The organism is Microbacterium arborescens (assembly GCF_030369635.1).
Lineage (GTDB): Bacteria > Actinomycetota > Actinomycetes > Actinomycetales > Microbacteriaceae > Microbacterium.
This window is the reverse complement of the sequence record NZ_CP128474.1, coordinates 736,343-762,163: the sequence shown is the minus strand read 5'-3', so window position 1 is coordinate 762,163 and position 25,821 is coordinate 736,343. Positions and strand designations below refer to the sequence as shown.

Genomic DNA, 25,821 nt, shown 5'->3' with positions numbered 1-25,821 from the left:
TGGGGCCGGAACTGACAGGTGACGGCCTGCTCCGCGCGGCTCAGCGGAAGTACACGGCGAGCGGATAGTCGCCGTCGTCGCGAACGGCGATCGGCGTGTGGAACACGCTCTCGAGCACAGCGGGGCGCATGATCTCGTGCGGCGTCCCCGCGCACGCCACCGTTCCCCCGGTGAGCGCGACGATGCGGTCGGCATAAGCGGCAGCGAAGTTGATGTCGTGGATGACGACGACCACGGTCTTGCCCAGCTCGTCCGCTGCGCGCCGCAGCTGCCGCATCATCCCCACCGCGTGGCGCATGTCGAGGTTGTTGAGCGGCTCGTCGAGCAGGAGGTACTCGGTGTCCTGCGCGAGCACCATCGCTACGTAGGCGCGCTGACGCTGCCCGCCGGAGAGCTGATCGAGGTAGCGGTGGGAGAGATCCTCCAGATCGAGGAATCGCAGCGCCTCATCGACGTGGCGCCGATCGTCGGGGGTGAGGCGTCCTCCGGAGTGGGGGAAGCGCCCGAAGCCGACGAGGTCGCGCACCGTGAGCCGCGTGACGAAATGGTTCTCCTGTCGCAGGATCGACACGACGCGCGCCAGCTCGCGGCTCGGGGTGCGCGCGACATCGAGACCTCCGACGGTGACCGTGCCCGTGCTCGGCTCGGTCAGGCGCCCGACGATCGTGAGCAGCGTGGACTTGCCGGCGCCGTTGGGCCCGACGAGGGCCGTCACCCCGCCGGCCGGGATCTGGAGGTCGATGGGACCCAGCACGCGCAGACCCCCGTAGGACTTCGCGACGTCGGTGAGCGTGATCACAGCGCGCCCTTTCGCAGAAGGTAGACGATGAAGAACAGGCCGCCGACGAACTCGATGATGACCGTGAGCATGCCCGCGGCGTAGAACACGTGCCGCAGCACGAAGTAGCCGCCGAGCAGCATCGCCGCCCCCAACAGCGCCGCGAAGGGCAGGATCACGGCGTGGCGGGACGATCCGGCGAGCTGGTAGGCGAGGGTCGCGACGATGAACCCGAAGAAGGTCATCGGGCCGACGAGCGTCGTGGAGACCGAGATGAGCACGGCCACCAGGATCAGCAGGACCGTCACCTCGCGCTTGTACGCGAGGCCGAGGTTCGTGGCGACGTCGCGGCCGAGGGTCAGCACGTCGAGACGTCGGCGGCGACGCCATACGACGACGAGGACGATCGCGACGATCACCGCAGCCCACGGAAGATACTCGGGGTTCGAGTTGCTCAGGTTGCCGAACAGCCGCGCCGAGAGCAGGTCGAAATCGCTCGGCGTGAGCAGCCGCTGCATCACCGACGAGAGCGAGCCGAACCCGACCCCGAGCACGATTCCGATCAGCAGCATGATGTGCAGGTTCCCCCGCTTGCCGGCGAAGAGCCATCCATAGAGGAGGGTCGCGAAGGCCACCATCAGCAGGCTCTGGAGAGCCACCTTGGCGAGCCCGTCGGTGGCCGCGAGCGCGGCTCCACCGAAGAAGAACACCAGGCCGGTCTGCATCACGACGTAGAGCGCGTCGAACCCCATGATCGAGGGTGTGAGGATGCGGTTGCCCGTCGCGGTGTGGAACAGCACAGTCGCGACCGCCTGACAGCACGCGACGATCGCGACCGTCGCCACCGTCGTGACCCGGAGATCCACGGCGAGCCAATAGCCGCGCCGTCCCGGATCGAGCGGAATGTTCCAGGTCAGCAGCAGCACGGCGGCCGCGACGACCACGACCGCGAGAACGACGAATCGCAGCCAGACCCGCGGCACCCGCTCCACGGTGGTCGGGGACGGCGCATCGACGGCACCGCGCAGCGCCTCAGCCATCGTGCCCTCGCTGCCGGAGCAGCAGCGCGACGAACACCGCAGCACCCAGGACGCCGAGGATCATCGAGACGGGCACCTCGAACGGCGTCCGGATGACGCGGCCGACGATGTCGCAGACGACGATGACAGCCACTCCCCCGAGGCACACCCACGGGAGGTTCGCGCGGAGGTTGTCTCCGCGCCACATCGACACGAGATTCGGCACGATCAGCCCGAGGAAGGGCAGGAACCCCACGACGACGGTCGTGACCCCGGTCGCGACGGCGACGAGAGCCGTGCCGAGGAGGAGCACCCGTTCGTAGTCGACGCCGAGCGTCGTCGCGACATCCTTGCCGAGGCTCGCCGCCGTCAGCCGGTCGGCGAAGAGCGCGACGAGCACGACGACGATGCCGACGATCCACAACACCTCGTAGCGGCCGCGGACGACGGCGGTGAAGCTGCCCATGAACCACGTGCCCAGCATCTGCAGCGCGTTCGCGCTGACCGCGAGGTAGGTCGTGAAGGACGAAACGACGGCGCCGAGCATGATGCCGATGAGGGGGACGATCAGCGACGAGCGCAGCTGGATGCGCCGCAGGATCGCGAGGAAGACCATCGTGCCCAGGAACGCCGCGATGCTCGCGAAGACCATACGCACGACCAGCGGCGCGTCGGGCACCAGGAGCACCGTGGCGAGGAGGCCGAGCGCTGCCCACTCGGTCGTGCCGGTGGTGGTCGGCTCGACGAAGCGGTTCTGCGTCAGCAATTGCATGACGAGGCCCGAGACGGCCATCGCGCAGCCCGCGAGGACCAGCGCGAGCGTGCGCGGAATGCGGGTGATCCACAGCATCTCGCCTCCGACGCCGCCGGAGGCGAGGTCGTAGACGCCGACGAAGAGTGAGAGCACGACGAGACCGGCCACGACGATGATCGCGGCCGGCAGGACGAGACGCCCGCGGAGGCGGGCGGGAACGGTGAGAGAAATCATGACGGATCACGGGCCCCGGCCAGCTGTCCCGGCCGGGGCACCGCGCAGAACGATCAGGCCGCCGCGGCGAACGCCGTCGCGATGTCGGCGTAGAGCTTGGTGTAGGCCTGGATGCCCTCGTCGAGGTAGAAGCTCGGTGCGAGGTAGACGATCTGCCCCTTCTGCACGGCGGGAACGTTCTGCAGGGCCTCGGAGCCCTCGATAAGCTCCTTGGCCGAGACGTAGCCGTCCTCACCGAACATGGCGTCGCGATCCAGCACGATCAGCCACTCGGGGTTCGCCGCCGCGATCGCCTCGACGCTGATGTCGTCGCCGTGCGAGGCGTTCTCGGCTCCGCGATCGATGCCGGGGACGAGCCCGAGCGTGGGGAAGACGGCACCGACGCCGCGCCCCTCCCCCGGGGCCGCGAACGAGATCTTGCCGCCCGACGTGAGCAGGCCCACCACCGTGTCAGTGCCGTTGTAGGCCGCCTTCGCGTCGGCGACGGCGCCATCGAGGTCGTCGGCGAGCTTCTTCGCGTCATCCTGCCGGTCGAAGACCTGCCCGAGGATCTCGACCTGGCGCTTCAGTTCGGCGACCTGCTCCTCACCCTCGCGAGCGCTGGTCTCGATCGTCGCGGGCTGGATCGCCCTCAGGTCGTCGTAGATGTCGCGAAAGCGGTATCCCCCGACGATGAGGTCGGGCTGCGCCGAGATGATCGCCTCGAGGTCGGGCTCGCGGTGCAGCCCGACGTCGAGCACCTCGTCGCCGCCGGACAGGTTGGGCCATAGGTCGTACATCAGCGGCTTCGGTGCCGCCACGAGGTCGATGTCCCAGTCGCTCAGCGTCTGGAAGGTCGTGTTGTCGAGCGCGACGACGCGTTCGGGCGCCACGGGCACTTCGATCTCGCCGTGGTTGTCTGTCACGGAGACGGTCGTCGGCGAGCTCGCGTCGCCACCGGACTCGGCGGCCGGGCTCGCCGACGAGGCGCAACCGGCGAGGCCGAGTGCTGCGACGAGCGCGATCGAGACGAGTGCGGGACGGCGGAATGCATGGCTCACGTGACGTATCTCCTGGTGCGGTGCGAATCGGATGCTGGTCGACGGGCGACCGGGTGCCGAAATCGAGACCCCGGCCAGCCACTTAGGTTAGCCTAACCTTTATGTCCGCCTCGACCGCAACCCCCTCATTCCGGATCGCCCGCCGAGCGCTCGACCTGCGCTTTCGCTTCGTACGTCTGGCCGCCCGACAATGGCTGACACCGGCCTACGTGCGCGTGAGACTCGAAGGCGCGGATCTGCGGGACTTCGATTCCCCGGGCTGCGACGACCACGTGCGCGTCTTCTTCCCCGAGGTGGCCCCCGAGAGCATCGACGAGATGCGGGCGGCGCCGAGCCGCGAATACACCCCGCTCTCCTGGGACGCCGACGAGGGCTGGCTCGATCTCGAGTTCGCCCTGCACGGCGACGGCGTCGCAGCGGAGTGGGCGGCGACGGCGGAGGTCGGGTCGACGATCGGGATCGGCGGCCCGCGCGGGTCGGCGGTGCTCACGGGCCGCCCCGACGGCTGGTTCCTCGCGGGAGACGAGACAGCCGTCCCCGCCATCCGGCGGTTCGCCCATCACATGGATGCCGTCGCCGTCGGGCGCGTGCTCATCGAGGTGCCCGACGCCGAGCACGAGTTGCCCATCGCCACGCCGCCGGGGGTCGTCGTCGAGCAGGTGCACCGCGGATCGGCATCCGCCGGCGTTGCCCTCGCCGCCCGGCTCGACGCCCTCGGCGACGAGCCGCGACCGGGCGGCGCCATCTTCGGATTCGTCGCGGCCGAACAGTCGATCGTGCGCTCGGCTCGAGCGCTGCTCATCGAGCGCTGGCGCCTCGACCCCGAGCAGATCACCGTCAAGGGCTACTGGAAGCGGGGCGAGCCCGAGTACCACGCTCCCCACTGACCCGCGCGGACCCGCTTCGCCTGACAGTTCCCGCCCCTTCGCCGCGCGAGATGGGGCCGGAACTGACAGGTGACGGCCTGCGCCGCGCGGCGACGCTCGGCTAGCATCGCGGGATGGAAGCCGCCTCGACAGCACCGCTGCCGAACGCTTCGCTGGCCCAGGCGATGCGCCGTTTCGTCGCGCTTCTCCTGCTCGCGCCGCGACGGTCGCGCTCAGAGGGCGCACGTTTCGACGGGGATGCCGCTCTGCTCGAGCGCGCCTCCGGCTGGGCGCGGACCGAGGTGGTGTGATGCCTTTCCTCTCCGTGATCCCGATGCTGCTGTCGGTCATAGGTGCGATGTCCGTCGGCGACTCGAGCGGGCTCGCGACGGCGGCCGCCGTCGCCCTTGTCACGATGGCGATCGCCGTCGTCTCGATCTCGGCCGCGACCACGACGACCGGGGCCGCGGGTTCACGGCGACCCCACCCGCGACGGTCGATCTCACCGTCGACGCTGCTGGCGCAGAGCGACCCGGATGCTCCCGGTCGACGACGCCCCCGCGCCCCGGGCTACGCGACCTCGGCCGCGTAGCCACGCCCGGAACGGCTCCCGACCCACGCGCGCACCCGCGCGCTCCGCGCCAGCGCCGTCCGGCGTCCCTTCGCGGCTGATCCCTCGTGCTCAGCCTCGACGATCGGACTCATCATGGACCTGTCCTCCTTCCCGCCCACCGCCGCCGCGCTCGACGCGGTGGCCTCGATCCTCGCCGCTCTGACCGCGGCACTCGCACCTGCGCTCGGCGGCCTCGCCGCCGCGGCATCCGTCATCCTCATCACCGTCGTGGTGCGAACGGCGTTGATTCCCGCCGGGGTCGCACAGGCACGCGCGGATCGCGCCCGCGCGCGGTTGGCGCCCCAGCTGCGCGAGCTGCAGCAGCGCTACCGCACCGACCGCGAGAGGCTGCAGCGCGAGACCCTCAAGCTCTATCGCGACGAGAACGTCTCGCCGACGGCGGGCTGCCTGCCTCTGCTCGTCCAGGCCCCCGTCGTGGGACTGCTCTACGGGGTCTTCATCCATCCCACGATCGCGGGCCATGCCAATGGGCTGCTCACCGAAACACTCGCCGGTGTCCCGCTCGGGTCGAGCCTCGCGGGCACCGTCGCGTCGGGGCCAGTGCCGCTCGCAGCCGCCCTCGTGTTCGGCTTCGTGATCGCCGCGATCGCGCTCGTCGGCGAGCTGACCCGCCGGTCGTCCCGTGTCACCGACGCCCCGGCGGCGGTGTCGGGGCTGCTCGGCGCGGCACAGTTCGCGACGGCGGTGGTCGCGGTGTTCGTGCCGCTCGCGGCCGGGCTCTACCTGGCGGTGACGGTGGCCTGGACGCTGGCGCAACGACTCATCCTCCGCCGCATCCTCCCGCCGACAGCGGCGTGAACGCGTGACCTGACAGGAATGGCCCCTTCCCGAGCGAGGAAGGGGCCATTCCCGTCAAGCGAGCGCCCCGCGGGGCGACCGACGCGCGGCTCAGGCGCGCGCGGGCAGATTCTCCTCGAGGAACGTGAAGACCGTCTCGTACCAGACGCGCGCGTTCTGCGGCGAGAGGATCCAGTGGTTCTCGTCGGGGTAGTACAAGAAGCGGTGCGGGCTCGTGCCGTCCTCGGCGGCGTGATGCTCGTTGAGGTCGGCCCACAGCCGCAGCCCCTCACCGATCGGCACGCGATAGTCGCGGTCGCCGTGGATCACGAGCATCGGCGTCCGGATGTCGGCGACGAAGCGGTGCGGCGAGTTGGCGATGGCTCCCTCGGGGCTGAAGATGCTCTGCCAGTACGGCGCGAAGTCGGTCGTGCCGGCGAACTGGTCGAATGCCCACAGGCTCGCGTGGGTGACGATCGCGTCGAAGCGGTCGGTGTGCCCGGCGACCCAGTTGGCCATGTAGCCGCCGAACGAGCCGCCCATGGCGGCGGTCCGGGTCTGGTCGATGTCGTCGCGGGCGACGACGGCATCCGTGATCGACATGAGGTCGGTGAACGGTGCCGCCCCCCACGCATCCCACCCGCGGGCGATGAAGTCGAGACCGTAACCGGTCGACAGGGCGGGATCGGGCAGCAGGACGGCGTATCCGCGAGCCGCAGCCAGCAGCGGACTCCATCGCCAGCTCCACGCGTTCCAGCTGTTGAGCGGGCCGCCGTGGATCCACAGGAGCAGGGGCGCGGGCGCCGCGGCATCCGCACCCTCGGGCAGCACGAGCCAGCCGCGCACGCGGGCTCCGTCGTCGGCCGTCGTCTCGACCTCGACCATGGATGCGGTCGTCGCCGGCGAGGGCGCGGGGCTCACCAGCGGCGTCACGGTGCCGTCGGCTGCGACCCGGACCGGATGCGGCGGGGTCATCCAGTTCGAGCGGAGAGCGATGACATCGGCGGTTCCCGCGACCGGCTCGACGTGCGTGTAGGCGAAGTCGTCGTGCGTCGTCTGCGCGACAGCACCGCCGTCGAGCGGCACCGTGAACACGGGGCCGCGACCGTCGTGATCGGCGGTGACGACGAGTGCGGCATCGTCGTCGGCGAAGCGGAGGCTGCTCGGCCAGCGGTCCCAGCCGGGTGCCAGGCGCTGCGCGTCGGTGCCGTCGAGGGCAGCCGCCCACAGCTCCTGGTCGGCGGGCCCGGCGGGGGTGGACTTCGCGGTGCGGACGTAGGCGATGCGCGTGCCGTCACGGCTGATCGCGGGTGCTTCGACATCGACGTCGACCTCGTCGCGGAGGATGCGCAGCTCGCCCGTCGCGGTGTCGATCGCAACGAGACGATGGCGGGCGTCGCGGCCCTGCGGCTCGGGCACCGAGGCGACGAGCGTCGCGCCGTCGGGGGTGAGAGCCATGCCCGCCGTCGACGCCGCGCGACCGCGGAGCAGGATTCGCGGTCGCGGCAAGCCCGCGGGGTACGGCTCGTCGGCGGATTCGGACGCGCCCGCCGCGGCGCCGGCCACTTCGTCGACGGCCTGGTCGGCGGTCGCGATGACGGCGGGCGCGTCGGCCAGCTCGTCGAGGTCGAGGGCGAGCAGCACGGGCTCGTGCGGGCCGAGGTCGTGGTCCCAGTACCGCACGGGGTAGGTGTCGTGGATGATCGCCGAGACCTTGAGCTTCTTCCGCTCCGCCCGCAGCTTCGCGTCGGCCTCGATCGTGGCAGCGTCGGGAAGCAACGACGACGCGATCACGATGCGGTCCGATTCGGCCGCGGTCACGACGCCGGAGACGCCCCCGGCCAGCCGGGTCACGGGACGGGCCTCACCGCCGGCGGCCGGAAGCAGCCACAGCTGCGCAGGTGCCTCGTCGGCCGCGTCGTTGTCGGGGCGCGCCGAGACGAACAGCAGATCGCCGGACGAGGTGAACACGGCCCCGGATTCGCCGGTGGTCGAGCGGGTCAGGCGCCGCGGGGCGCCGGTGCCGTCGGCGGGCACGGACCAGAGCGAGCGCTCGTACCCGGTGCGGTCCTTCGTGAGGGTCGCGACCGTGAGCACGACGTGCGAGCCGTCGGGCGAGGTCGCCGCCGCGTCGATGCGGGGAAGGGCGTAGTAGTCGTCGAGAGAGTCGAACGGTGTCGTCGGCATGCCTCCACGCTATCCGGCGCCGCCTACATCTCCTCGTGCGTGTCGGGGTCTCCGTCCCAGAGCCGGCCGCGTTCGAGCGCGCTGATCGCGGCGATCTCGTCGTTCGACAGCAGGAGGCCGAACACGTCGGCGTTCTCGCGCTGGCGCGCCGGGTCGGCCGACTTCGGGATGGGGGTCGACGACAGCTGCGTGTGCCAGCGCAGCACGACCTGCGTGCCCGTCACCCCGTGGGCGGCCGCGATGTCGGCGATGACCTGCTCGTTCAGCAGCTCGCTGCGCCGGGCCAGAGGGCTCCAGCTCTCGGTGCGGATGCCGTTCGCGGCGTGGAACGCGCGCAGGCCGGCCTGCGGGAAGTACGGGTGCATCTCGACCTGGTTCACCGCGGGCGCGACTCCGGTCTCGTCGATCAGACGGGCGAGCATCGGCTCGGTGAAGTTCGACACGCCGACCGAGCCGACCTGCCCCTCGTCGCGGAGGGCGAGCATCGCCCGGTAGGTCTCGAGCCACTTGCCCTGACTGGGGTTCGGCCAGTGGATGAGATAGAGGTCGATCTTCTCCACCCCGAGCCGGCCGAGCGACCCCTCGGCGCTGCGGATCGTCTCATCGAAGCCGTGATCGCGTCCGGGCACCTTGGTGGTGATGATGAGCTGGTCACGGATGCCGCTGCGGCGCACGGCCTCGCCGACCTCCGACTCGTTCTGGTAGTTCACCGCCGTGTCGAGCAGCCGGTAGCCGGCGTCGATCGCGGCGGCGATGGCATCGACGCCCTCGGGTCCGCGCAGGTTGTAGGTGCCGAGCCCGAGCTCGGGGAAGTCGGAGCCGTCGTTGAGCGAGACCGTGGGAATCGTGAGCATGCCGCACACGCTACGCCTTCGGCGCTGCCGGCGGCGCGGGGTTGCGCAGGGCGTTCCCGTCGCTCAGCGAGCGAGGAACTCCTCGATCACCGTGAGCACTCCCGCCTCGGTGTGCGAGGGGGCGCTGTAGCGCGCGACCGCCGCGATCTCGGGATGCGCCTCGGCCATCGCGTAGGAGTACCGCGCCTGCTGCAGCAGTTCGAGGTCGTTGAGGTAGTCGCCGAACGCCATCGTGTGCTCGGGACCGATTCCCAGCGTCTCCTGCAACCTCGCCAGCGCCCGCCCCTTGTTGACTCCGGGGTTCATGATGTCGACCCAGTGCTGCCCCGAGACCACCACCTGGTGGGTTGCGCGCAGATCGATCAGTTCACGAGCGACCGAGTCCTCCGCGCGGGCGAAGTCGAAGACGGCGAGTTTGAGGATCTCATCGTCGACGCGGGTCAGGTCGTCGACGACTGCGAGCTCGGCGTAGTACGTGTCGGCCTCGGCGAAGAAGGTGTCGTCGGCGCGTTCGATGTAGGCCGAGCGCTTGCCGCAGACGACCAGACCGACATCGAGATGGTCGAGGCCGCGGATGCGCCGGACGACGGATGCCGCGAACTCGGGGTCGACGGCATCCGAGCTGATCTCGGCGCCGTCGCGGACGACGTACGCACCGTTCTCGGCGATGTAGTCGAGCTCCACCGGGGCGTCGGCGAACTGTCGGCGGAGCGTCGCGAGCTGCCGCCCGCTCGCGGGTGCGAACACGATGCCCCGGTCGCGCAGTCGCGGCAGCAGCCGCCACAGCCCGTCCGGGATGCGTCCGTCCGCGTCGAGGAGGGTGCCGTCCATGTCGACGGCGATCAGGCGGATATCGGGAGCGGTCACCGTCCCATCCTCGCCGACGGGACCGGCGGCGGTGATCGCGCGCTCCCGGGGGATAACCCGAAGGCGAGTCTCCGGGCCGCTCGCCTGCGCCGCACCGGGTCGCGGTCCTAGCGTGGAGCCATGACCACAGCCGTCGCCAGCACCGCCCCTCCATCCCGCATCATGACGTGGGTGCGCCCGCTCGGGGCCCTCACCCAGCTCGCCGCCCTCGGCTTCGCCGGCAGCGCCGCGTTCACGGTGATCCTGACGCTCATGGGTGTCGGCATCGGCCTCACCCCGGCACTGGGCCTCGGGCTCCCGGTGCTCGTGGGCTTCGTCTATGCGCTCTGGCTCACCGGCTGGCTCGAGTACGCCCGCGTCGACGGCCTGTACGGATGGGGCCTCCCCGCGCTCTCGCCGCGCAGCAGCGGCCGGCCCGGGTTCGGCGGATGGCTGCGCACCGTCTGGATGCAGTTCACCGACGGGCGGATGTGGCGCGGTGTCGCCCACGCCGCGATCTCGACGGTGCTGGGCCTGATCGTGCTGAGTCTCGCAGGCCTGCTCGCCTCGGGCATCGCGCTTCTCTTCGCGCCGCTGTACGCGACCCGCGACGTCACGCTCGCGGCGACCTGGATCACCGTCCCGCTCGAGGGCGCCGTCGTGGCCGGAGTGCTGATGATCATCGTCCCCGCGGCTGTGCTCCTGGGCATCGCGCTGCTGCACGGGATCCTCGCGAAGTCGATCCTCGTCCCCTCCCGCGAGGCCCAGCTCGTCGAGGCCGCCCGCACCGCAGGCGTGCAGCGCGAGGGCGCGGTCCGCGCCGGGGAGCTGGAGCGCACCCGTATCGAGCGCGACCTGCACGACGGCGTCCAGCCGCGTCTCGTCTCGGTCGGGATGACGCTGGGGCTCGCCCAGCAGAAGATCGACGACGATCCGGATGCCGCCAAGGAACTGCTCGCCGAGGCGCACACCTCGACGAAGGCAGCCATCACCGAACTGCGTCAGCTCGCACGCGGCATCCACGCCTCGGTGCTCGACGATCGCGGGCTCGACGCGGCACTATCGGCCCTCGCCGCCCGCTCGCACGTGCCCGTCAGCCTCGACGTGCGCGTCGACCAGCGGTGCAGCCGCACCGCCGAGGCGGCGGTGTACTTCGCGATCGCGGAGTCGCTCACCAACGCGGCCAAGCATTCGCGGGCCGGGGAATGCCGCGTGGTGGTCCGCCACCGCGACGATCACACCCTCTGGGCACGGGTCGAGGACAACGGCGTCGGCGGGGCCCGGGTCATCGCCGGCGGCGGGCTCGACGGGATCATCAACCGCATCACCGCCGCGGGCGGCACGACACGCCTCGACAGCCCGGCCGGCGGACCGACCGCTCTGGAGGTGAGCGTCCCGTGCGCATCCTGATCTGCGAGGACTCGACGCTGCTGCGCGAGGGGATCGTCCGGCTGCTGGCCGACTCGGGCCACGAGGTCGTCGCGGCCCTCCCCGATGCCGACGGCATCTCGGCCGCCGTCGCCGAGACCGGTCCCGACCTCTGCATCCTCGACGTCCGACTGCCCCCGACGTTCACCGATGAGGGCATCCGCGCCGCCCTCGCCCTGCGCGCCGAGAACCCCCGACTGCCGATCCTCGTCCTGAGCCAGTACGTCGAGGAGCGCTACGCCAGCGAGCTCATCACCTCGCAGGGTGCGGCCCTCGGGTACCTCTTGAAAGACCGCGTGGCCGACGTCGGCGAGTTCCTCGCGACGATCGAACGCATCGGTTCGGGAGCCACCGTGCTCGATCCCGAGGTGGTCGCTCAGCTGCTCATGCGCCGATCGCGAGACGAGCGGATGTCGCGGCTCACCGAACGCGAGCGCACGGTGCTCTCGCTCATCGCCGAGGGGCGCAGCAACCAGGCGATCGCCGCCGCGATGTTCCTCAGCGAGGCGAGCGTCGAGAAGTACATCACCTCGCTCTTCCAGAAGCTCGACCTCGAGCAGGACGAGCACGGCAACCGCCGCGTGCTCGCCGCGCTCGTCCACCTCGAACACGGCGGCACGCAGCCGCAGAACGGAGCAGTGCGATGAGCACGACCCTGACCCCGCCCCCCGCCACGCCGCCCGGGGCCCCCGTCGAGCCTCCGACGACGGGAGGCACGCCCCCGACCGGCCCGACGTCGACGCCGTCGTCGGCAGCCCGCGTGATCGCGGGACTGACGATCGCCGCGGGCGCCGGCCTCCTCCTGTTCACCGCCGGAACCAGCGTCATGTCGACCATCATCAGCGGCGGCGCCGCGACCTCGACGATCTCGGCGCCGACGGCGGGTGTGAGCATGCTCGAGATGGATGCCGCCGCGGCAGACGTCGAGGTCTCATTCGGCGATGTCGACGAGGCGACCCTCACGGTCACGGGCACGGGAGGCGCCGAGGCGTGGGAGCTCGCCCGCGAGGGTGACCGGCTCACGGTCGACTCCGACCGCGACTGGTGGAGCGGATGGCGCCTGTGGGGCGGCTCGTCACGAGCGACCCTCGTGCTGCCTGCCGACCTCGCGGGGATCGACGCCCAGCTGAGCGTGGGGGCGGGAGCCCTGCGCGCGGACGGTGAGTTCGGCGCCCTCGCGCTGCGTGCCGACGCGGGATCGATCGATGCGGCAGGGACGGCGACGAGCCTCGATGCCCGGGTGTCGGCCGGACGCGTCTCGGTCGAGCTCGACGGTGTGCGTGAAGCGACGGTCGACGTCAGCGCCGGTCGCATGTCGGGCGCCCTCGCCGGCACAGCGCCGACGTCGGTGACGATCGCCGCCGAGGCGGGCGGCGTCGATCTCGCCCTCCCCCGCGGCGGCTACGCGGTCAGCTCGACACAGGAGGCGGGCTCGTTCGTCAACGGGCTCACCGAGGACCCCTCGTCCCGCAACCGGCTCGAGGTCCGGGTCTCGGCGGGCTCGGTCGTCTTGCGCGAGGGGCGCTGACGGCCCGCGGGGCGATCCTGAACGATCGCTATGCAGCATTGATGAGAACGACTCAGCCGTTGCATCCCGTTACCTGGCCGTTATAACTTCGAGGCACGCAGTTCCCCCCAACTGCGCGGTGTGATCTCTGGTGCAAGGGATGACAGGGCCGGTCGACGATTCTGAGTCGGCCGGCCCTTCTCACGTCCGCGGGGTGCTCCCGCCGGTCGTAGGCTGGCCCGGTGCGAGCGTTCACCGGTCATCTTCCCGGGTCACCCGCTTACCGCCGGCTCATCACCGGGTTGTTCTTCGCCGGCGTCGCGACATTCGCGCAGTTGTACTCGCCGCAGGCGGTCCTCCCCTTCATCGGCTCGGAGTTCGCGGTCGAACCCGCCACAGCCGCGCTGGCGGTCTCGGTCTCAACTCTCGGTCTCGCCGTCGGTGTCATCCCCTGGTCGGTCGTGGCCGACCGCATCGGGCGCGTGCCCGCGATGGCGATCGGAGTGATCGCCGCGACGGTCCTGGGCCTGCTCGCCCCGCTCGCTCCGACACTGCCCCTGTTGCTCGGCGCCCGACTGCTCGAGGGCGCGGCGCTCGGCGCCGTGCCGGCCATCGCCCTGGCGTATCTGTCGGAAGAGGTCGACGCCGCCCACACCGCGACAGCGGCGGGCAGCTACATCGCCGGTACCACGATCGGCGGGCTGCTCGGAAGGCTGGTCGCGGGTCCCTTCGGCGACGTCGGTCTGTGGCGGGGCGGGGTGTTCGCCGTCGCGGCGGTGTGTGCCGCGTCGGCCGTGCTCTTCCTGTGGCTCACGCCGCCGGCGCGGGGTTTCGCGCCGCAGCGCAGGACGGGCGAGACGGGTCCGTCACTGATCGCCCGGCTCGCGACCAACCTCCGCGACCGCCGCCAGCTCGCTCTGTACGCTCAGGGGTTCCTCCTCATGGGCGGCTTCGTCGCCGTGTACAACTACCTCGGGTTCCACCTCGTCGCGCCGCCGTACTCGTTGCCGTTGTGGGTGGTGAGCTTCCTCTTCCTCGCCTACCTCGCCGGCACCGTCGCTTCGCCCTGGGCCGGGTCGCTCGCGGCACGGTACGGCCGCCTGGCGGTACTGCTCGCCGCGCTGGCGGTCATGGCGATCGGCATCGTCGTGACCGCGGTGCCTCACGTCATCGCGGTACTGGTGGGGCTGCTGATCCTGACGGCGGGCTTCTTCGGCGCGCATGCGATCGCGTCGGGCTGGGCTCCCGCGGCGGCGAGGCCGGAGACCCGGGCTCAGGCCGCATCGCTGTACTACCTCGGTTACTACGGCGGCTCGAGTCTGTTCGGATGGCTCCTGGGCTATGCCTTCCACGATCTCGGCTGGATCGGTGTCGCCGGATGCACCCTCGCGATGGTCGCGATCGCAGCGCTGCTCGCGGTGTTCGGGCTCACGGCGCCGCGTCGGTCTGCCTGACCGCCGGCGCCACACCCGACGACCGGGCGACCTCGCTGGAATCCGCACCCCCGGGTGCCGCGGGCTCGGACGGCGGCGCCTCGGCGTACGCCCGGCTCAGCCGCCGGTACTGCGGCGAGGCGAAGGCGAGGAGCACGATGACGAGCATGAGGGCGCTCGCGGCGACGAAGGCCAGGGCGATGCCCCGCGCCTCGCCCCCGCCGAGCAACCAGCCGAAGGTGCGCTCACCGGTATCCGTACGCATGAAGGGGATGAGGCCGAACTGCGCGAGCGGCCCGATCAGATACGCCGAGATCGGCGACGCCGCCGACTCGACCGACGCCGCGAAGCCGAAGACCCTCCCCTGGGTATGGAACGGCACGACGCGCTGGATGACGGTCTGCTCGGCAGCCTCGGCCACGGGCATGAGCATCATGAAGACGAAGATCCCGAGTGCGTAGAGCCACCACCACTCGCGGATTGCGAAGGTCATGCCCAGCACGGCGACGCCCACGTTGACGAGAAGCAGCGTACGCACGGGGTTGCGTCCGAGTCCGCGCGCAGCGACGAGGGCGCCGCCGAGGATGAAGCCGGTGCCGGTGACCGCGAGCACGATCCCCCACGCCTCCACAGTGAAGAGCGTCAGCCCGTAGGGATCCATGAGAGCCATGAAGACCCCGCCCACGAGGTTGTTGATGGTGGTGAACAGGATCAGTGCCAGCAGGCCCGGCACGGCGCGGATCGCCGGGATCACACCGCGGAACGTGAAGGCCGGTGTGGCGGCATCGTGAGCCGCGGCGACGCCGCGCTCGGGGATCGACACGAACATCAGATGGCCGAGGGCGAGCGCCGTCGCGGTGACCGCGATCACGACCGTCCATCCCATTCCGAGCAGGCCGATCGAGAGGCCGGAGAAGACGCTCGTGACGATGAACGCCACGCCTTGCACGGTTCCGACCAGGCCGTTCGCCCGGTCGCGGCGGTCGCCCGGCACGAGAAGCGTCACGGTGGTCGACAGCGCGATGTTGCGCAGGTTCTCGACCACTCCCCCGATGAGGATCAGCCCCGCGAAGATCCAGAACCAGGGCCGGCCCCAATCGACGAGGACCGCCTCGGGGAACAGCAGATAGACCGCACCGGCACCGAGATAGGTCGCGAGGGTGATGAGGCTCGAGAGCACCATCACCGCCTTCTTCTTCAGGTGGTCGACGAGGGCCCCGAAGACCACCCCGAACACGGCGACGAGCAGCATGTACGAGCCGCCGATGATGGATGTCGCCAGGACGTTCTCCGTCGCGAGGTAGGCCCAGAACGTCAGGGCGAACCAGAGGAAGCTCGAGGTCACGTTCGCGAGCAGAGTATTGCCGAGCACCTGGTGGAACGCGCGCATGCGCGAGGACTCCAGTGCGCTGAGCGGGGCGGTCATGGGACGAACAGTAGACCCGGTCGCCGACACGGAGAAGAACGGGTTTCGGGTCGCTCGTCAGGCTCGCAGCGCGGGGTCGGCGAGCGACCACTTCTGGGCCGTCTGCATCATCCAGAACACGAGGAACAGCGCCAGGGCGACGAGCTCTCCGGCCAGCACGACGGGGAGGTCGAAGAGCATCGCCGACACGGCGGTCGCGGCGAGGTCGAGCAGCAGCGCGACCGCGACGACGATGTACCCGATCCGCGTCCGCCGCGCGGGTGGGTGCGTATCGGAGGGCCGCAGCGCCTCGGCGAGCGCAACGAGGGCGATGAGGATGAAGAAGCCGAACGCCGCGACGGCGTGACCGTAGCGGACGAGCTGGTCGGGCGCGAGAGTCCAGACGAGGGTCGTGGCCGCCAGCACCGCGGCCGCCAGAGCGAGGGTCGGACCGGTGTCGCGGAGGGCGATGTCGCCCCGCCGGGCCAGCACGAGCCCGATCGCGAGCACGGCAGCGCCGATCGCGAGGTACGTCGCCACGGCGTTGTCGAGGTCGTCCGTGAACCCGACGGGAACGCACGGGGCGGCGGCGCAGTCGACGACGACGCCGGGCACCTCACCGGGCGAGACCGGCGTGGGGATGATGGCGATGAGCGGGGCCAGGAGCGCCGCGACATCCAACAGCACGCGTTGCGGGCCCCGCCCGGAGAGCGCGAGCAGGCAGGCCGCGGCGGTGACCAGGGCGGCGGAGAAGACGGTGCGGGCCGAGGAATAGAAGTAATGGCTGACGCTGGGGAGCACTCCCGCGTCGGGGATCGCGAAGAGCACCGCGAGCATGATCGCGATCGGCGCACCCGCGAGGGTCAGGCGCAGATAGCGGTAGGTGCGCTGCGAAGTCGAGACGGCCGGCACGACGCCAGGCTAACGGCGGGGTCGGACGCACCGCATCCGCCCCGCGGCAGCGTCGCTGCGGCGGAGCGGATGCGGGCATGCCTCATGTCAGGAGACGGCGGCGATCTCGTTCGGCACGTGCGGCAGCGTCACCGTCTGCACGATCTCACCCGTCGTGAGATCGACCGCGATGAGCTCGCTGTCGGCCGGATCGGTGATGTAGGCGATGTCTCCCGCGACCTTGACCGCCGGGTGCGGAGCCTGCCACTCGGCCGGGCCCTCCCACGGGTCGACGACGGGCAGCGACTTCGTGACACCGCCGGTGGCGGGATCGATCCAGTGCAGCGATCCGTCGGTGCCGATCAGCACGGCCTCGGCGGACGGCCCGCGCGCGATGCCGCGGAAGGTGTACTCGACGCCGGCGGGCAGCGCGACCTTGGTCAGCGACTTCGCCTCGGTGTCGACGAGAGCGATGTTGCGCAACAGGTAGCCCTCGGCGTCGGGGTCGTCCTTGTAGTCCATGACGACGAGCGGGCTGTCCTCGGCGACGAAGGCGTTGCCGATCCGGCCATAGGAGTCGGGCGAGGTGACCTTGGTGATCTCGCCGCCGTCGTAGATGATCGCGCCGTTCTCGCAGCCGAACACGACGCGCTCCCCCTCGGCGGTGCCCTCACCGTGGACGCCCGGGCAGTCGGCGTTCGAGGCGATCTCGGCGCGATTCGCGTCGAGCACGCGGATGCCGGTGCGCCCGGCCTCGCCGCCGACGGTGGTCAGCAGCGTGCCGTCCTCGAGCTCGACCGAGACACCGTGGTGCGCCTCGACGCCGGGGATCACCTCGGCGTCGGGCAGCTCGCCGCTCAGCGACCCGAGGGCGGCGGTGTCGAAGATCGTCGTATCGCTCGTCGCGTCGTCGTAGAGCACGGTCTTGCCGCCGTGGACGACGACGTGGCCGGCGGCGGCCGCCGGGACGACGAGGTCGGTGAGTTCGGGCTGCTGGACGTCGAGCAGCTGGAAGCCCTCCGACGTCGTGACCATGACGTGGCGGCCGTCACCGGCCGCATTGAGTCGGATGAAGTCCTCCGAATCGAAGTCTCCGATCACCTCGAGCTCGTCGCCGCCGAGCACGAGCACACCGCCTTCGTAGCCGAGCGCGACCCGGGGACCGGCGGGGACGGATGCCTCGGTCGACGCGTCGCCGGACGGGCTGGAGGTCGCGGAGGGCGAGGACGAGCATCCCGCCAGCACCAGGGCTGCGGCGCCGGCGAGGGCGCCGAACTGCAGGGTTCTCTTCATGGGGTGGGTTTCCTTTCCAGGGAAATGCCTCATCGGGTGAGGCCGTCGGTGATGCGCTGGAGGTTCTGGCGCATCATGTCGAGGTAGGTGTCGCCGGGCTGCCCCTCCGGCGCGAGCGACTCGGTCAGCAGCGGCACGACCGCCACGTCGCGCCCGGCCTCATCGGCGAGGACGCGCATGAGCCGGTCGGGCTGCGACGAGTCGGCGAAGATCGTGCGGACGCCGGCGGCGTCGATCGCGTCGACGAGCTCCTGCAGGTCGGACGCGCTGGGGGCTGCGAGCGTCGTGCCGCCCGGCACGGCCGCCCCCAGGATGCGGACGTCGTAACGGCGCGCGAGGTAACCGAACACGTGATGGTTGGTGACGAGCGCGCGGTGCTCGGCGGGGATGGCCTGCAGGCCTGCGGCCATCTCGGCATCGACCGCCTCGAGTTCCGCGACGTACGCGTCGCCGGCATCCGTCACGGCCTGTCCGCCGGCGCCGGCGAGCTCGGCGAGGACCGGCGCGAGTGCGTCGACGACGCGGGCGGTCTGGGTCGGATCGGTCCAGAAGTGCGGGTCGACGGCGTCGGAGTCGAGGTAACCGAGGGTCTCGACGTGGTCGCCCGCGACGAACTGAGCCACACCGTCGGCGGCGGACGCGTCGACGTGATGCTGCACACCCTCTTCGAGCCCGAGCCCGTTCGAAACCACGAGATCGGCACTGCGCATCGTCGCCGCGTCCTGAGCCGAGAGCTCGAACGAGTGCGGATCGGCGTCCGGAGGCATGAACGTCACGACGTCCAGCTCGTCGCCGGCGAGGTTCTCCACGATGTCGCCGAGGATGTTCGTCGTGACGACGACAGTCGGGCGGTCATCGTCCGCGGAGGCGCAGCCGGCGAGCGCGACGACTCCGGCGACGACGAGACCGAGAGCCAGCGTCACCCGCCTCATCGGCCCGTCTCCGCGAAGAAAGCGGGCGCATGCTCAGTCGTGAAGCTCCGGGCCACCCGCCCGCCGTCGGCGGGATCGATTTCGAAGAGCGTTCGCTCGGCGGGCCCGTTGAGGTAGGTGCGCCGCTGGTCGGCGACGAGGTCGACTCCGGGGGCGAGCGCCGGATCGGCGACGGATGCCGCCACCAGCGGCTCGGTGCGGGAGACCTGCTGCCCCGTTGCGCCCGAGATGACGATCACCGAACCGTCGGCGGCGAGCGCGACGACCGTCTCGTCGGCGTCGTCGATCGCCGTCACGCGGACGAGGGGTTCACCCGCGTCGTGCGCTGTCCACGTGCGCTCGCGGGTATCGAGCAGCCAGAACGCCGAGGATTCGGTACGACCGGCCACGGTGGGGCGGCCCTCGCGGTTCGCGAATGACAGGGCGCGGCTCGGCCCGCCCTCGGGGTACGGAATGCGCTCGAGAGACGTCCCCGCGGCATCCGAGACGGCGAGCACGGCACCGTCAGCGCAGCCGACGACGACGCCGACGTTCGTTGCGATAGACCCCGCGGGATCGACGCAGGGCGTGGTGCCGAGTTCGGCCCCCGTCGCGTCGACGCGACGGATCTCGCCCGCGGCCGCGTCGCCGATCAGGGCGCCTCCGGGGCTCGGCACGACAAAGGAGCCGGGCGCGTCGAGCGTGAGCCGGAAGCTCTCGACGATGTCGCCCTCCTTCAGCGCGTCGAAGTCGAGCAGCACGGCCTCGCCGCCGCGGTCGCCGTCGTCGAAGTACACGCCCACTCCGAGGTCGCTCGTGACGGTGCGCGGGGTGCCGGAGCCGGTCACCTCGCCGAGGAGGCGGGCGGGGGCCTCGTAGTAGTGGAAGTGGTCGATGTGATTCCAGGTCCACACCCCGCTGTCGATGATCGACACCTCGCCCTCACGACCGGCGAACAGGAAGCGCCCCTCGCTGTCGAGCGTGTCGGCCGGGGCGACGTCACCGAGCACCTCGGACTCCTCGTCGATCAGGTCGAGGTGGTGCACGGCACCGTCGGTGCCGATGCTCGTGAGGTGCAGTGCCGGCTCGGCGAGTTCGCGCGCCCCGGCGATGGCGCCGTGACCGTCGCCGAGGGCCGAAGCACGGGTATCCGGGGTCGCGGCGGGCGTGCTGGAGGGTGTGGCTTGGCAGCCGGCGAGCAGAGCGGCTCCGGCCGTGAGCGCGATGAGCGAGAGAGGTGCACGAGTTCTCATGCGGTCCTTTCCGGGGTGTTCGGGATGACGGATGCCGGCGCGCGGCGTCCGTCGGGGCGGGTGAAGGCACGGGTGATCGCGCGGATGCCGGTTGAGAACGCACCGGAGCAGATCGCGGTGAACGCGACCGTGGCACCCGCGGCGGTGGCGGCATGCCACGAGATGAGCAGGCCCGCGGCGACCGAAAGGATGCCGATCAGTGCGGCGAGGATCATCGTGGGCACGATGCGCCGGGTCCACTGGCCGGCCGCGACGGCGGGGCCGAGCAGCATGCCCACCACGAGCAGCGACCCGACGGCCTGATACGCCGAGACGACGGCCAGCGTGACGAGTCCGACGAGCACGATGTGCGCGGCGCGGGGGTGGAGGCCCAGCAGCTGCGCCTGACGCGGGTCGACGGTCAGCGCGACGAAAGAGCGATGCCCGAGGGCGGCGACGACGACGGTGACGAGGAGTGCGACGGCGAGCGCAACGAGTTCGGACGAGCCGATCGCGAGGATGTCGCCGAAGAGGATCGCCGAGGCATCCGTCGCGAAGCTCCGCGACGCCGAGATGACGATGATGCCGAGCGAGAGGCTCGCGACGAACAGCAACCCGATGCTCGTGTCGGCGGAGAGCCTGCCGCGGCGTTGCAGGGCACCGACGCCGAGCGACATCACCGCGGCGCTGAGGGCGGCACCGGCCATCGGCGGAAATCCCGTGAGGGTCGCGACGGCGACACCCGGAAGCATGCCGTGCGCCATCGCCTCGCCCAGGAAGGCCATGCCGCGCAACACGACCCAGGTGCCGACGATGCCGCACACGATCGCGACGAGGGCGCCACCGAGCAGCGCACGCTGAACGAACGTCACGGCGAGGGGGTCGAGGAGGAAGGACACGATCGACGACGATACATGAAAGTGAGAACGGTTTTCATTTGCAATACTGGATCAATGCTCAGCTCGACCGCGTCTCCCGCTCGTCGCCGTCCCGTCGTCGAACTGCGGGATGCGACCGTCGCCTTCGATGGCCACATCGCCCTGCGCGGCATCGACCTCGACGTCGTCAGCGGCGAGGTCCTGGCGGTGGTGGGCGCCAATGGCTCGGGGAAGTCGACACTGGTCGCCGTCGCGGCGGGCCTCCTGTCGCTCACCTCGGGAACAGCGCATCGGGAACCCGGCATCCGGGTGAGTCTCGTGCCGCAGACCTCGAACGACGGCGCCCGCCTCCCCCTCACCGTGAGCGACCTGGTCGCGATGGGCCGCTGGCGCGAACGCGGCGCGTTCCTGCCGCTGCGGCGGAGCGATCGGGCACGCATCGCGGACGCGATCGAGACCGTTGGGCTGGCCCACCTCGCCCGCCGTCCGCTCGGCCAGCTCTCCGGAGGCCAGCGCCAACGAGCGCACATCGCACAGGCCCTCGCCCAGGAAGCAGACCTGCTGCTGCTCGACGAACCGATGAGCGGGCTCGACGCGGCATCCCGTGAGGCCGTGGCATCCGCCCTCGCTGTCGCGGCGCGCGCCGGCGCAGCCGTCGTCGCCGTCACACACGATCTGGCCGAGCTCGGCGAGGTCGACGCGATCTGCCGACTCGTCGACGGGCGGGTCGTCGAGGGTTCTCCCGCCGCGCCGCGTGGACGAGGACGCGGCACCGGGGCTACCGTGAGAGCGTGACCGCTGCTCCCATCGATGCCACCACCACCGCCGCCTGGACCGACCTCGAGTCGCTGAAGAACGGCTTCACCCCCGACCTCCGCGGCTGGTTCGACAGCGACCCGGACCGCGTCGAGCGCCTGACCCTGCCGCTGGCCGATCTGCACGTCGACCTGTCGAAGAACCTCGTCACCGACGAGATCGTCGCGGCCCTCGTGCGCCTGGCCGAGCAGACCGGCGTCGCCGAACGCTACGCCGCCATGGTCTCGGGTGAGCACATCAACACCAGCGAAGACCGCGCCGTGCTCCACACGGCGTTGCGTCGCCCCGCGGGCGCCTCACCCGAGCTCGTCGTCGACGGGCAGCACATCGACGCCGACGTCCAGGCGGTGCTCGAGAAGATGTCGGCCTTCGCCGACCGGGTTCGTTCGGGTGAATGGACCGGTATCACCGGCAAGAAGGTGACCCACGTCGTCAACATCGGCATCGGCGGGTCCGACCTCGGGCCGGTCATGATCTCCGAGGCGCTGCGCCCCTATGCGACGGCCGGCATCCAGGCGCGATTCGTGTCGAACATCGACCCGTTCGACATCGCGGACAAGACCGCCGACCTCGACCCCGAGACGACGCTGTTCATCGTCGCGTCGAAGACCTTCACCACTCTCGAGACCCTGACCAACGCGCGTCTCGCACGCGACTGGCTGTGGGCGGGCCTGCAGGAGGCCGGCGCGATCGACGACAGCGAGGCGAAGAAGACCGATGCCGTCGCGCACCACTTCGTCGCCGTCTCCACCGCGCTCGACAAGGTCGAGGCCTTCGGCATCGACCCCGCCAACGCGTTCGGTTTCTGGGACTGGGTGGGCGGCCGCTACTCCGTCGACTCGGCGATCGGCCTGTCGCTCGTGATCGAGCTCGGACCCGACGCGTTCCGCGACCTGCTCGCCGGATTCCACGCGGTCGACGAGCACGTGGCATCCACCCCGCTCGAGAAGAACGTGCCCGTCCTCATGGGGCTGCTCAACGTCTGGTACACCAACTTCCTCGGCGCGCAGACGCACGCGGTGCTCCCGTACGCGCAACAGCTGCACCGCTTCGCCGCGTACCTGCAGCAGCTCACCATGGAGTCCAACGGCAAGTCGGTGCGGTGGGACGGCAGCCCCGTCACCTCCGACACCGGTGAGGTGTTCTGGGGAGAACCCGGCACGAATGGCCAGCACGCCTTCTACCAGCTGATCCACCAGGGCACGCGGCTCATCCCGGCCGACTTCATCGCCTTCGTCAACCCCGCCCACCCGCTCACCGACGGCGGCCGCGACGTGCACGGACTGTTCCTGGCGAACTTCCTCGCGCAGACCAAGGCACTCGCGTTCGGCAAGACCGCCGAGGAGGTCGAGGCCGAGGGCACGACCGGTGCGCTCGTGGCCGCCCGCACGTTCGCGGGGAACCGCCCGACGACGTCGATCTTCGCGCCCGCCCTGACCCCGAAGGTGCTCGGCGAGCTCATCGCGCTCTACGAGCACATCACCTTCACACAGGGCACGATCTGGGGCATCAACTCATTCGACCAGTGGGGCGTCGAGCTGGGCAAGCAGCTCGCCCTGCAGATCGCGCCCGCGATCGAGGGAGACGCCGACGCGCTCGCCGCGCAGGACGCCTCGACCCAGGCCCTCCTCGCCTACTACCGCACCCACCGCACTTCCTGACCCCTCCCCCTTCCTTCCGTCGACTCGCCAAGAAGAGCGGATGCCGGCACCCCGGCATCCGCGCTATCTGGCGAGTCGACGGGTAGGACGTGGGTCAGTCGGGGGCGGTCAGGGTGTGCATACGCTCACCGGCGGCGTTGAAGATGCTGATCACCTCGGCGGGGCGCGCGCCGACCGCGCTGATGGAGTGAGGGGTGCGCGTGTCGAACTCCGCCGCCTCGCCCCGTGACAGCGTGAGCTCCTGGTCTCCGAGGACGAGACGGACGCGCCCGCTCAGCACGTAGAACCATTCGAATCCGTCGTGGACCCGCGGCGCCGGCGCCGTATCCGAGGGCGGATAGGTCACCTTGTAGGTCTGGACGGGCGAACTCTCCCGCGTCAGCGGCGCGATCACGTGGCCGTGCCTGGTCGTCGCCGGCCGCCGGACGCGCGGGTCGGGATGCTCGGCGGGCACGAGGTCGTCGATGCGGATGCCGAGCTGCCGCGTGAGAGGAACGAGCAGCTCGAGGTTCGCCTGCCGCTTGCCCGACTCGAGGCGCGAGAGGGTGCTCGTCGACATCCCTGCCCGCCCGGCGAGCTCGTCGAGGGTCAATCCGCGGTCCTGCCGCGCAGCGCGCAGGCGCGGTCCGATCTGGTCGAGTCCGGTCATCCGTCTAGTTTGCCATTTTCGCAAACATGTTTGCTGAGAGTCGTCGACCGGGCGGATGCTGGTCGGCATGCAGAACTTCGATCATGACGTCGTCATCGTCGGCGCGGGGCCTGCCGGCCTCAGCGCCGCGCAGATGCTCGGGCGTGCCCGCCGCCGCACGCTCGTTGTCGACTCCGACAGCCCGCGCAACCGATTCGCCGAGCACATGCACGCCGTCGTGGGCTTCGACGGCACCGCGCCGGCGGAGCTGCGGCGACGCGGTCGCGACGAGGCGGGAGCGTACGGCGTCGGCTTCCGCACCGCGCGCGTCGAGCGGGTCGGCGAGATCGACGGCGGCCTCGAGGTCGTGCTCGCGGGCGATGAGCGCCTCACGACACGCGCACTCCTGATCGCCACCGGGGTCACCGACCATCTACCCGACATCCCGGGCCTCGCCGAGCGATGGGGCCGGACCGTGCTGCACTGCCCCTACTGCCACGGGTGGGAGGTGCGCGATCGCCGCATCGGTGTGCTGGCGACGTCGCCGATGAGACTGCACCAGATCGAGCTGCTCCGGCAGTGGAGCCCCGACATCGTGGCCTTCACCGCCGCGGCGGGCGAGCTCGGCGACGACGTCCGGGAGCGGCTTCGCGCCCGCGGCATCCGCACCGTCGCCTCACCCGTGGTGGCCGTGACCGGCCCGGACGACGCGGCAGAGGAGGCCGACGGCGGTGCCATCGGCGCCGTCCTGACCGCCGACGGACAGCGCGTCGCGATCGACGCGATCTTCACCGGCGGGCTGCTCGAACCCCAAGACGGCTTCGTCGCCGAGCTCGACCTCGCACGCACCGACGGACCGGTCGGCTCGTTCATCGCCGTCGACGCGGCGGGAGCCACGAGCCACCCCCTCGTGTGGGCTGCCGGCAACGTGGCGGCGCCGATGGCGAACGTCCCCCTCTCGATGGGCGCCGGATCGATGGCCGGCGCGGCGATCAACGGCGCGCTCGTCGCCCGCGACGCCGAGGCGGCGGTCGAGCGCCGCCGCGGTCACGCCGCCGACTGGGAGGCCCGCTACGCCGAGACCGACCGGGTCTGGTCGGGCCAGGTCAACGAGACGACCTCGACCGTGATCGCGGAGCTCGAGGCGGCGGGCTCACTCACCCCGACGACCGCGCTCGACCTCGGCTGCGGCGAGGGCGGCGATGCGCTGTGGCTCGCGTCGCGCGGGTGGTCGGTGACCGGTGTCGACCTGTCGCCGACGGCAGTCGCACGCGCCCGCGCCGCCGCCCGAAACGCTCAGCTCGAGGCGACGTTCGTCGCGGGCGAGATCGACGCCGCGGAGCTCGGGGAGTTCGACCTGGTGACGACGAGCTTCCTGCACTCGTGGGATCCGGGGTTCTCCCGTATCCCGCTTCTGCGCGCGGCCCTTCGCCACGTCGCTCCCGGCGGCCGGCTCCTCGTGGTGTCGCACACCGGCGGCACGTCCGCCGAGCCCGGAGGACCCGACGCGCACGAACATCCGGCGTTCGCGACGCCTGCGGAGGAGCGCGTCGCACTCGACCTCGATCCGGCCGAGTGGGTCGTCGAGCGCGAGGAGATCGTCGAGCGCCGAGCCCCCGCGGCATCCGCGTCCTCCCCCGCAGCATCCGCACCCGCCGCATCCGCCCCCGCCCGTCCCCCGCACTTGCGCGACGGCGTCCTCCTGCTCCGCCGCCTCCCCTGACGCCGCCGACAGAAACGTCGACTCGC

General features: G+C 71.0%; 25 protein-coding genes. 11 read left to right on the top strand and 14 right to left on the bottom strand.

All coding sequences use genetic code 11. The features are described from left to right. Positions 1–40: 40 nt before the first annotated feature. From QUC20_RS03515 to QUC20_RS03500, 4 genes are read right to left on the bottom strand one after another with little or no spacing between them, the layout of a single operon-like run. A complete protein-coding gene (locus tag QUC20_RS03515) occupies positions 41–799 on the bottom strand; it encodes an iron ABC transporter ATP-binding protein (RefSeq protein ID WP_289330973.1) in 759 nt (252 codons plus the stop codon). Beyond that, positions 796–1,818, bottom strand: coding sequence for an iron chelate uptake ABC transporter family permease subunit (locus QUC20_RS03510; protein ID WP_289330972.1), 1,023 nt, complete (start codon positions 1,816–1,818; stop codon positions 796–798). Before QUC20_RS03510 ends, QUC20_RS03515 begins: the two co-directional genes overlap by 4 nt. Further along, positions 1,811–2,785: an ABC transporter permease gene (locus QUC20_RS03505; RefSeq protein ID WP_289330971.1), complete on the bottom strand. Its 975-nt coding sequence runs from the start codon at positions 2,783–2,785 to the stop codon at positions 1,811–1,813. The genes QUC20_RS03510 and QUC20_RS03505 overlap by 8 nt, the downstream gene beginning before the upstream one ends. A 53-nt stretch (positions 2,786–2,838) precedes the next feature. After that, entirely contained in the window at positions 2,839–3,825 is a 987-nt protein-coding gene (locus QUC20_RS03500) for a siderophore ABC transporter substrate-binding protein (protein WP_120263353.1), read from the bottom strand. A gap of 101 nt (positions 3,826–3,926) precedes the next feature. Here QUC20_RS03500 and QUC20_RS03495 point away from each other — a divergent pair, with 101 nt between their 5' ends. From QUC20_RS03495 to QUC20_RS03480, 4 genes are all read left to right on the top strand, one after another. Beyond that, entirely contained in the window at positions 3,927–4,712 is a 786-nt protein-coding gene (locus QUC20_RS03495) for a siderophore-interacting protein (RefSeq protein ID WP_289330970.1), read from the top strand. 113 nt (positions 4,713–4,825) lie between these two features. Next, a complete protein-coding gene (locus QUC20_RS03490) occupies positions 4,826–5,002 on the top strand; it encodes a hypothetical protein (protein ID WP_289330969.1) in 177 nt (58 codons plus the stop codon). After that, positions 5,002–5,283: a DUF6412 domain-containing protein gene (locus QUC20_RS03485; RefSeq protein WP_120263355.1), complete on the top strand. Its 282-nt coding sequence runs from the start codon at positions 5,002–5,004 to the stop codon at positions 5,281–5,283. The genes QUC20_RS03490 and QUC20_RS03485 overlap by 1 nt, the downstream gene beginning before the upstream one ends. Positions 5,284–5,397: 114 nt before the next feature. Continuing rightward, on the top strand, positions 5,398–6,123 hold the full coding sequence (locus tag QUC20_RS03480) for a YidC/Oxa1 family membrane protein insertase (RefSeq protein ID WP_289330968.1): 726 nt from the start codon (positions 5,398–5,400) through the stop codon (positions 6,121–6,123). 90 nt (positions 6,124–6,213) lie between these two features. Here the strand turns inward: QUC20_RS03480 and QUC20_RS03475 are convergent, their stop codons facing one another. The 3 genes from QUC20_RS03475 to QUC20_RS03465 form a co-directional block, all read right to left on the bottom strand. Then, positions 6,214–8,289: a S9 family peptidase gene (locus QUC20_RS03475; protein WP_289330967.1), complete on the bottom strand. Its 2,076-nt coding sequence runs from the start codon at positions 8,287–8,289 to the stop codon at positions 6,214–6,216. Between the two features lie 23 nt (positions 8,290–8,312). Then, positions 8,313–9,143 (bottom strand): aldo/keto reductase, encoded by an 831-nt coding sequence (locus QUC20_RS03470; RefSeq protein WP_289330966.1) that lies wholly within the window; start codon positions 9,141–9,143, stop codon positions 8,313–8,315. A 63-nt stretch (positions 9,144–9,206) separates the two neighbouring features. After that, positions 9,207–10,010, bottom strand: a complete 804-nt coding sequence (locus tag QUC20_RS03465; protein WP_120263359.1) for a Cof-type HAD-IIB family hydrolase — start codon at positions 10,008–10,010, stop codon at positions 9,207–9,209. A gap of 120 nt (positions 10,011–10,130) precedes the next feature. On the opposite strand from QUC20_RS03465, the gene QUC20_RS03460 reads away from it, so the two are divergent. The 4 genes from QUC20_RS03460 to QUC20_RS03445 all read left to right on the top strand — a co-directional run bounded on the left by QUC20_RS03460 (position 10,131) and on the right by QUC20_RS03445 (position 14,378). After that, positions 10,131–11,399, top strand: coding sequence for a sensor histidine kinase (locus QUC20_RS03460; protein WP_289330965.1), 1,269 nt, complete (start codon positions 10,131–10,133; stop codon positions 11,397–11,399). Beyond that, complete coding sequence (locus QUC20_RS03455) at positions 11,387–12,064, top strand: response regulator (protein WP_120263361.1); 678 nt, start codon at positions 11,387–11,389, stop codon at positions 12,062–12,064. The genes QUC20_RS03460 and QUC20_RS03455 overlap by 13 nt, the downstream gene beginning before the upstream one ends. After that, a complete protein-coding gene (locus QUC20_RS03450) occupies positions 12,061–12,945 on the top strand; it encodes a hypothetical protein (RefSeq protein ID WP_289330964.1) in 885 nt (294 codons plus the stop codon). Before QUC20_RS03455 ends, QUC20_RS03450 begins: the two co-directional genes overlap by 4 nt. A 221-nt stretch (positions 12,946–13,166) precedes the next feature. After that, positions 13,167–14,378, top strand: a complete 1,212-nt coding sequence (locus tag QUC20_RS03445; RefSeq protein WP_289330963.1) for an MFS transporter — start codon at positions 13,167–13,169, stop codon at positions 14,376–14,378. On the opposite strand, the gene QUC20_RS03440 is transcribed toward QUC20_RS03445, so the two are convergent. From QUC20_RS03440 to aztB, 6 genes are all read right to left on the bottom strand, one after another. Then, positions 14,353–15,783 (bottom strand): MFS transporter, encoded by a 1,431-nt coding sequence (locus QUC20_RS03440; RefSeq protein WP_289330962.1) that lies wholly within the window; start codon positions 15,781–15,783, stop codon positions 14,353–14,355. The genes QUC20_RS03445 and QUC20_RS03440 overlap by 26 nt on opposite strands. Before the next feature lie 57 nt (positions 15,784–15,840). Continuing rightward, positions 15,841–16,674 carry a hypothetical protein gene (locus QUC20_RS03435; RefSeq protein ID WP_289330961.1) on the bottom strand — a complete coding sequence of 278 codons (834 nt, stop codon included), beginning with the start codon at positions 16,672–16,674 and terminating at the stop codon, positions 15,841–15,843. Positions 16,675–16,761: 87 nt separating this feature from the next. Continuing rightward, entirely contained in the window at positions 16,762–17,946 is a 1,185-nt protein-coding gene (aztD, locus tag QUC20_RS03430) for a zinc metallochaperone AztD (protein ID WP_289330960.1), read from the bottom strand. 29 nt (positions 17,947–17,975) lie between these two features. Next, positions 17,976–18,878 carry a metal ABC transporter substrate-binding protein gene (locus QUC20_RS03425; RefSeq protein ID WP_289330959.1) on the bottom strand — a complete coding sequence of 301 codons (903 nt, stop codon included), beginning with the start codon at positions 18,876–18,878 and terminating at the stop codon, positions 17,976–17,978. Beyond that, entirely contained in the window at positions 18,875–20,110 is a 1,236-nt protein-coding gene (locus tag QUC20_RS03420) for a hypothetical protein (protein ID WP_289330958.1), read from the bottom strand. Before QUC20_RS03420 ends, QUC20_RS03425 begins: the two co-directional genes overlap by 4 nt. Next, complete coding sequence (aztB, locus tag QUC20_RS03415) at positions 20,107–20,988, bottom strand: zinc ABC transporter permease AztB (RefSeq protein WP_289330957.1); 882 nt, start codon at positions 20,986–20,988, stop codon at positions 20,107–20,109. Before aztB ends, QUC20_RS03420 begins: the two co-directional genes overlap by 4 nt. A 54-nt stretch (positions 20,989–21,042) precedes the next feature. Here aztB and aztA point away from each other — a divergent pair, with 54 nt between their 5' ends. Together aztA and pgi are read left to right on the top strand one after the other, a co-directional pair. Further along, the gene (gene aztA / locus QUC20_RS03410) at positions 21,043–21,762 is read left to right on the top strand and encodes a zinc ABC transporter ATP-binding protein AztA (protein WP_289330956.1); all 720 of its coding nucleotides are present in this window, start codon (positions 21,043–21,045) and stop codon (positions 21,760–21,762) included. Next, a complete protein-coding gene (gene pgi / locus QUC20_RS03405) occupies positions 21,759–23,444 on the top strand; it encodes a glucose-6-phosphate isomerase (protein ID WP_289330955.1) in 1,686 nt (561 codons plus the stop codon). The genes aztA and pgi overlap by 4 nt, the downstream gene beginning before the upstream one ends. Positions 23,445–23,538: 94 nt before the next feature. On the opposite strand, the gene QUC20_RS03400 is transcribed toward pgi, so the two are convergent. Continuing rightward, positions 23,539–24,093, bottom strand: a complete 555-nt coding sequence (locus tag QUC20_RS03400) for a helix-turn-helix domain-containing protein (protein WP_289330954.1) — start codon at positions 24,091–24,093, stop codon at positions 23,539–23,541. 67 nt (positions 24,094–24,160) lie between these two features. Between QUC20_RS03400 and QUC20_RS03395 the strand changes: the two genes are divergently transcribed. Further along, positions 24,161–25,795: an FAD-dependent oxidoreductase gene (locus tag QUC20_RS03395; protein WP_289330953.1), complete on the top strand. Its 1,635-nt coding sequence runs from the start codon at positions 24,161–24,163 to the stop codon at positions 25,793–25,795. Positions 25,796–25,821: the final 26 nt, after the last annotated feature.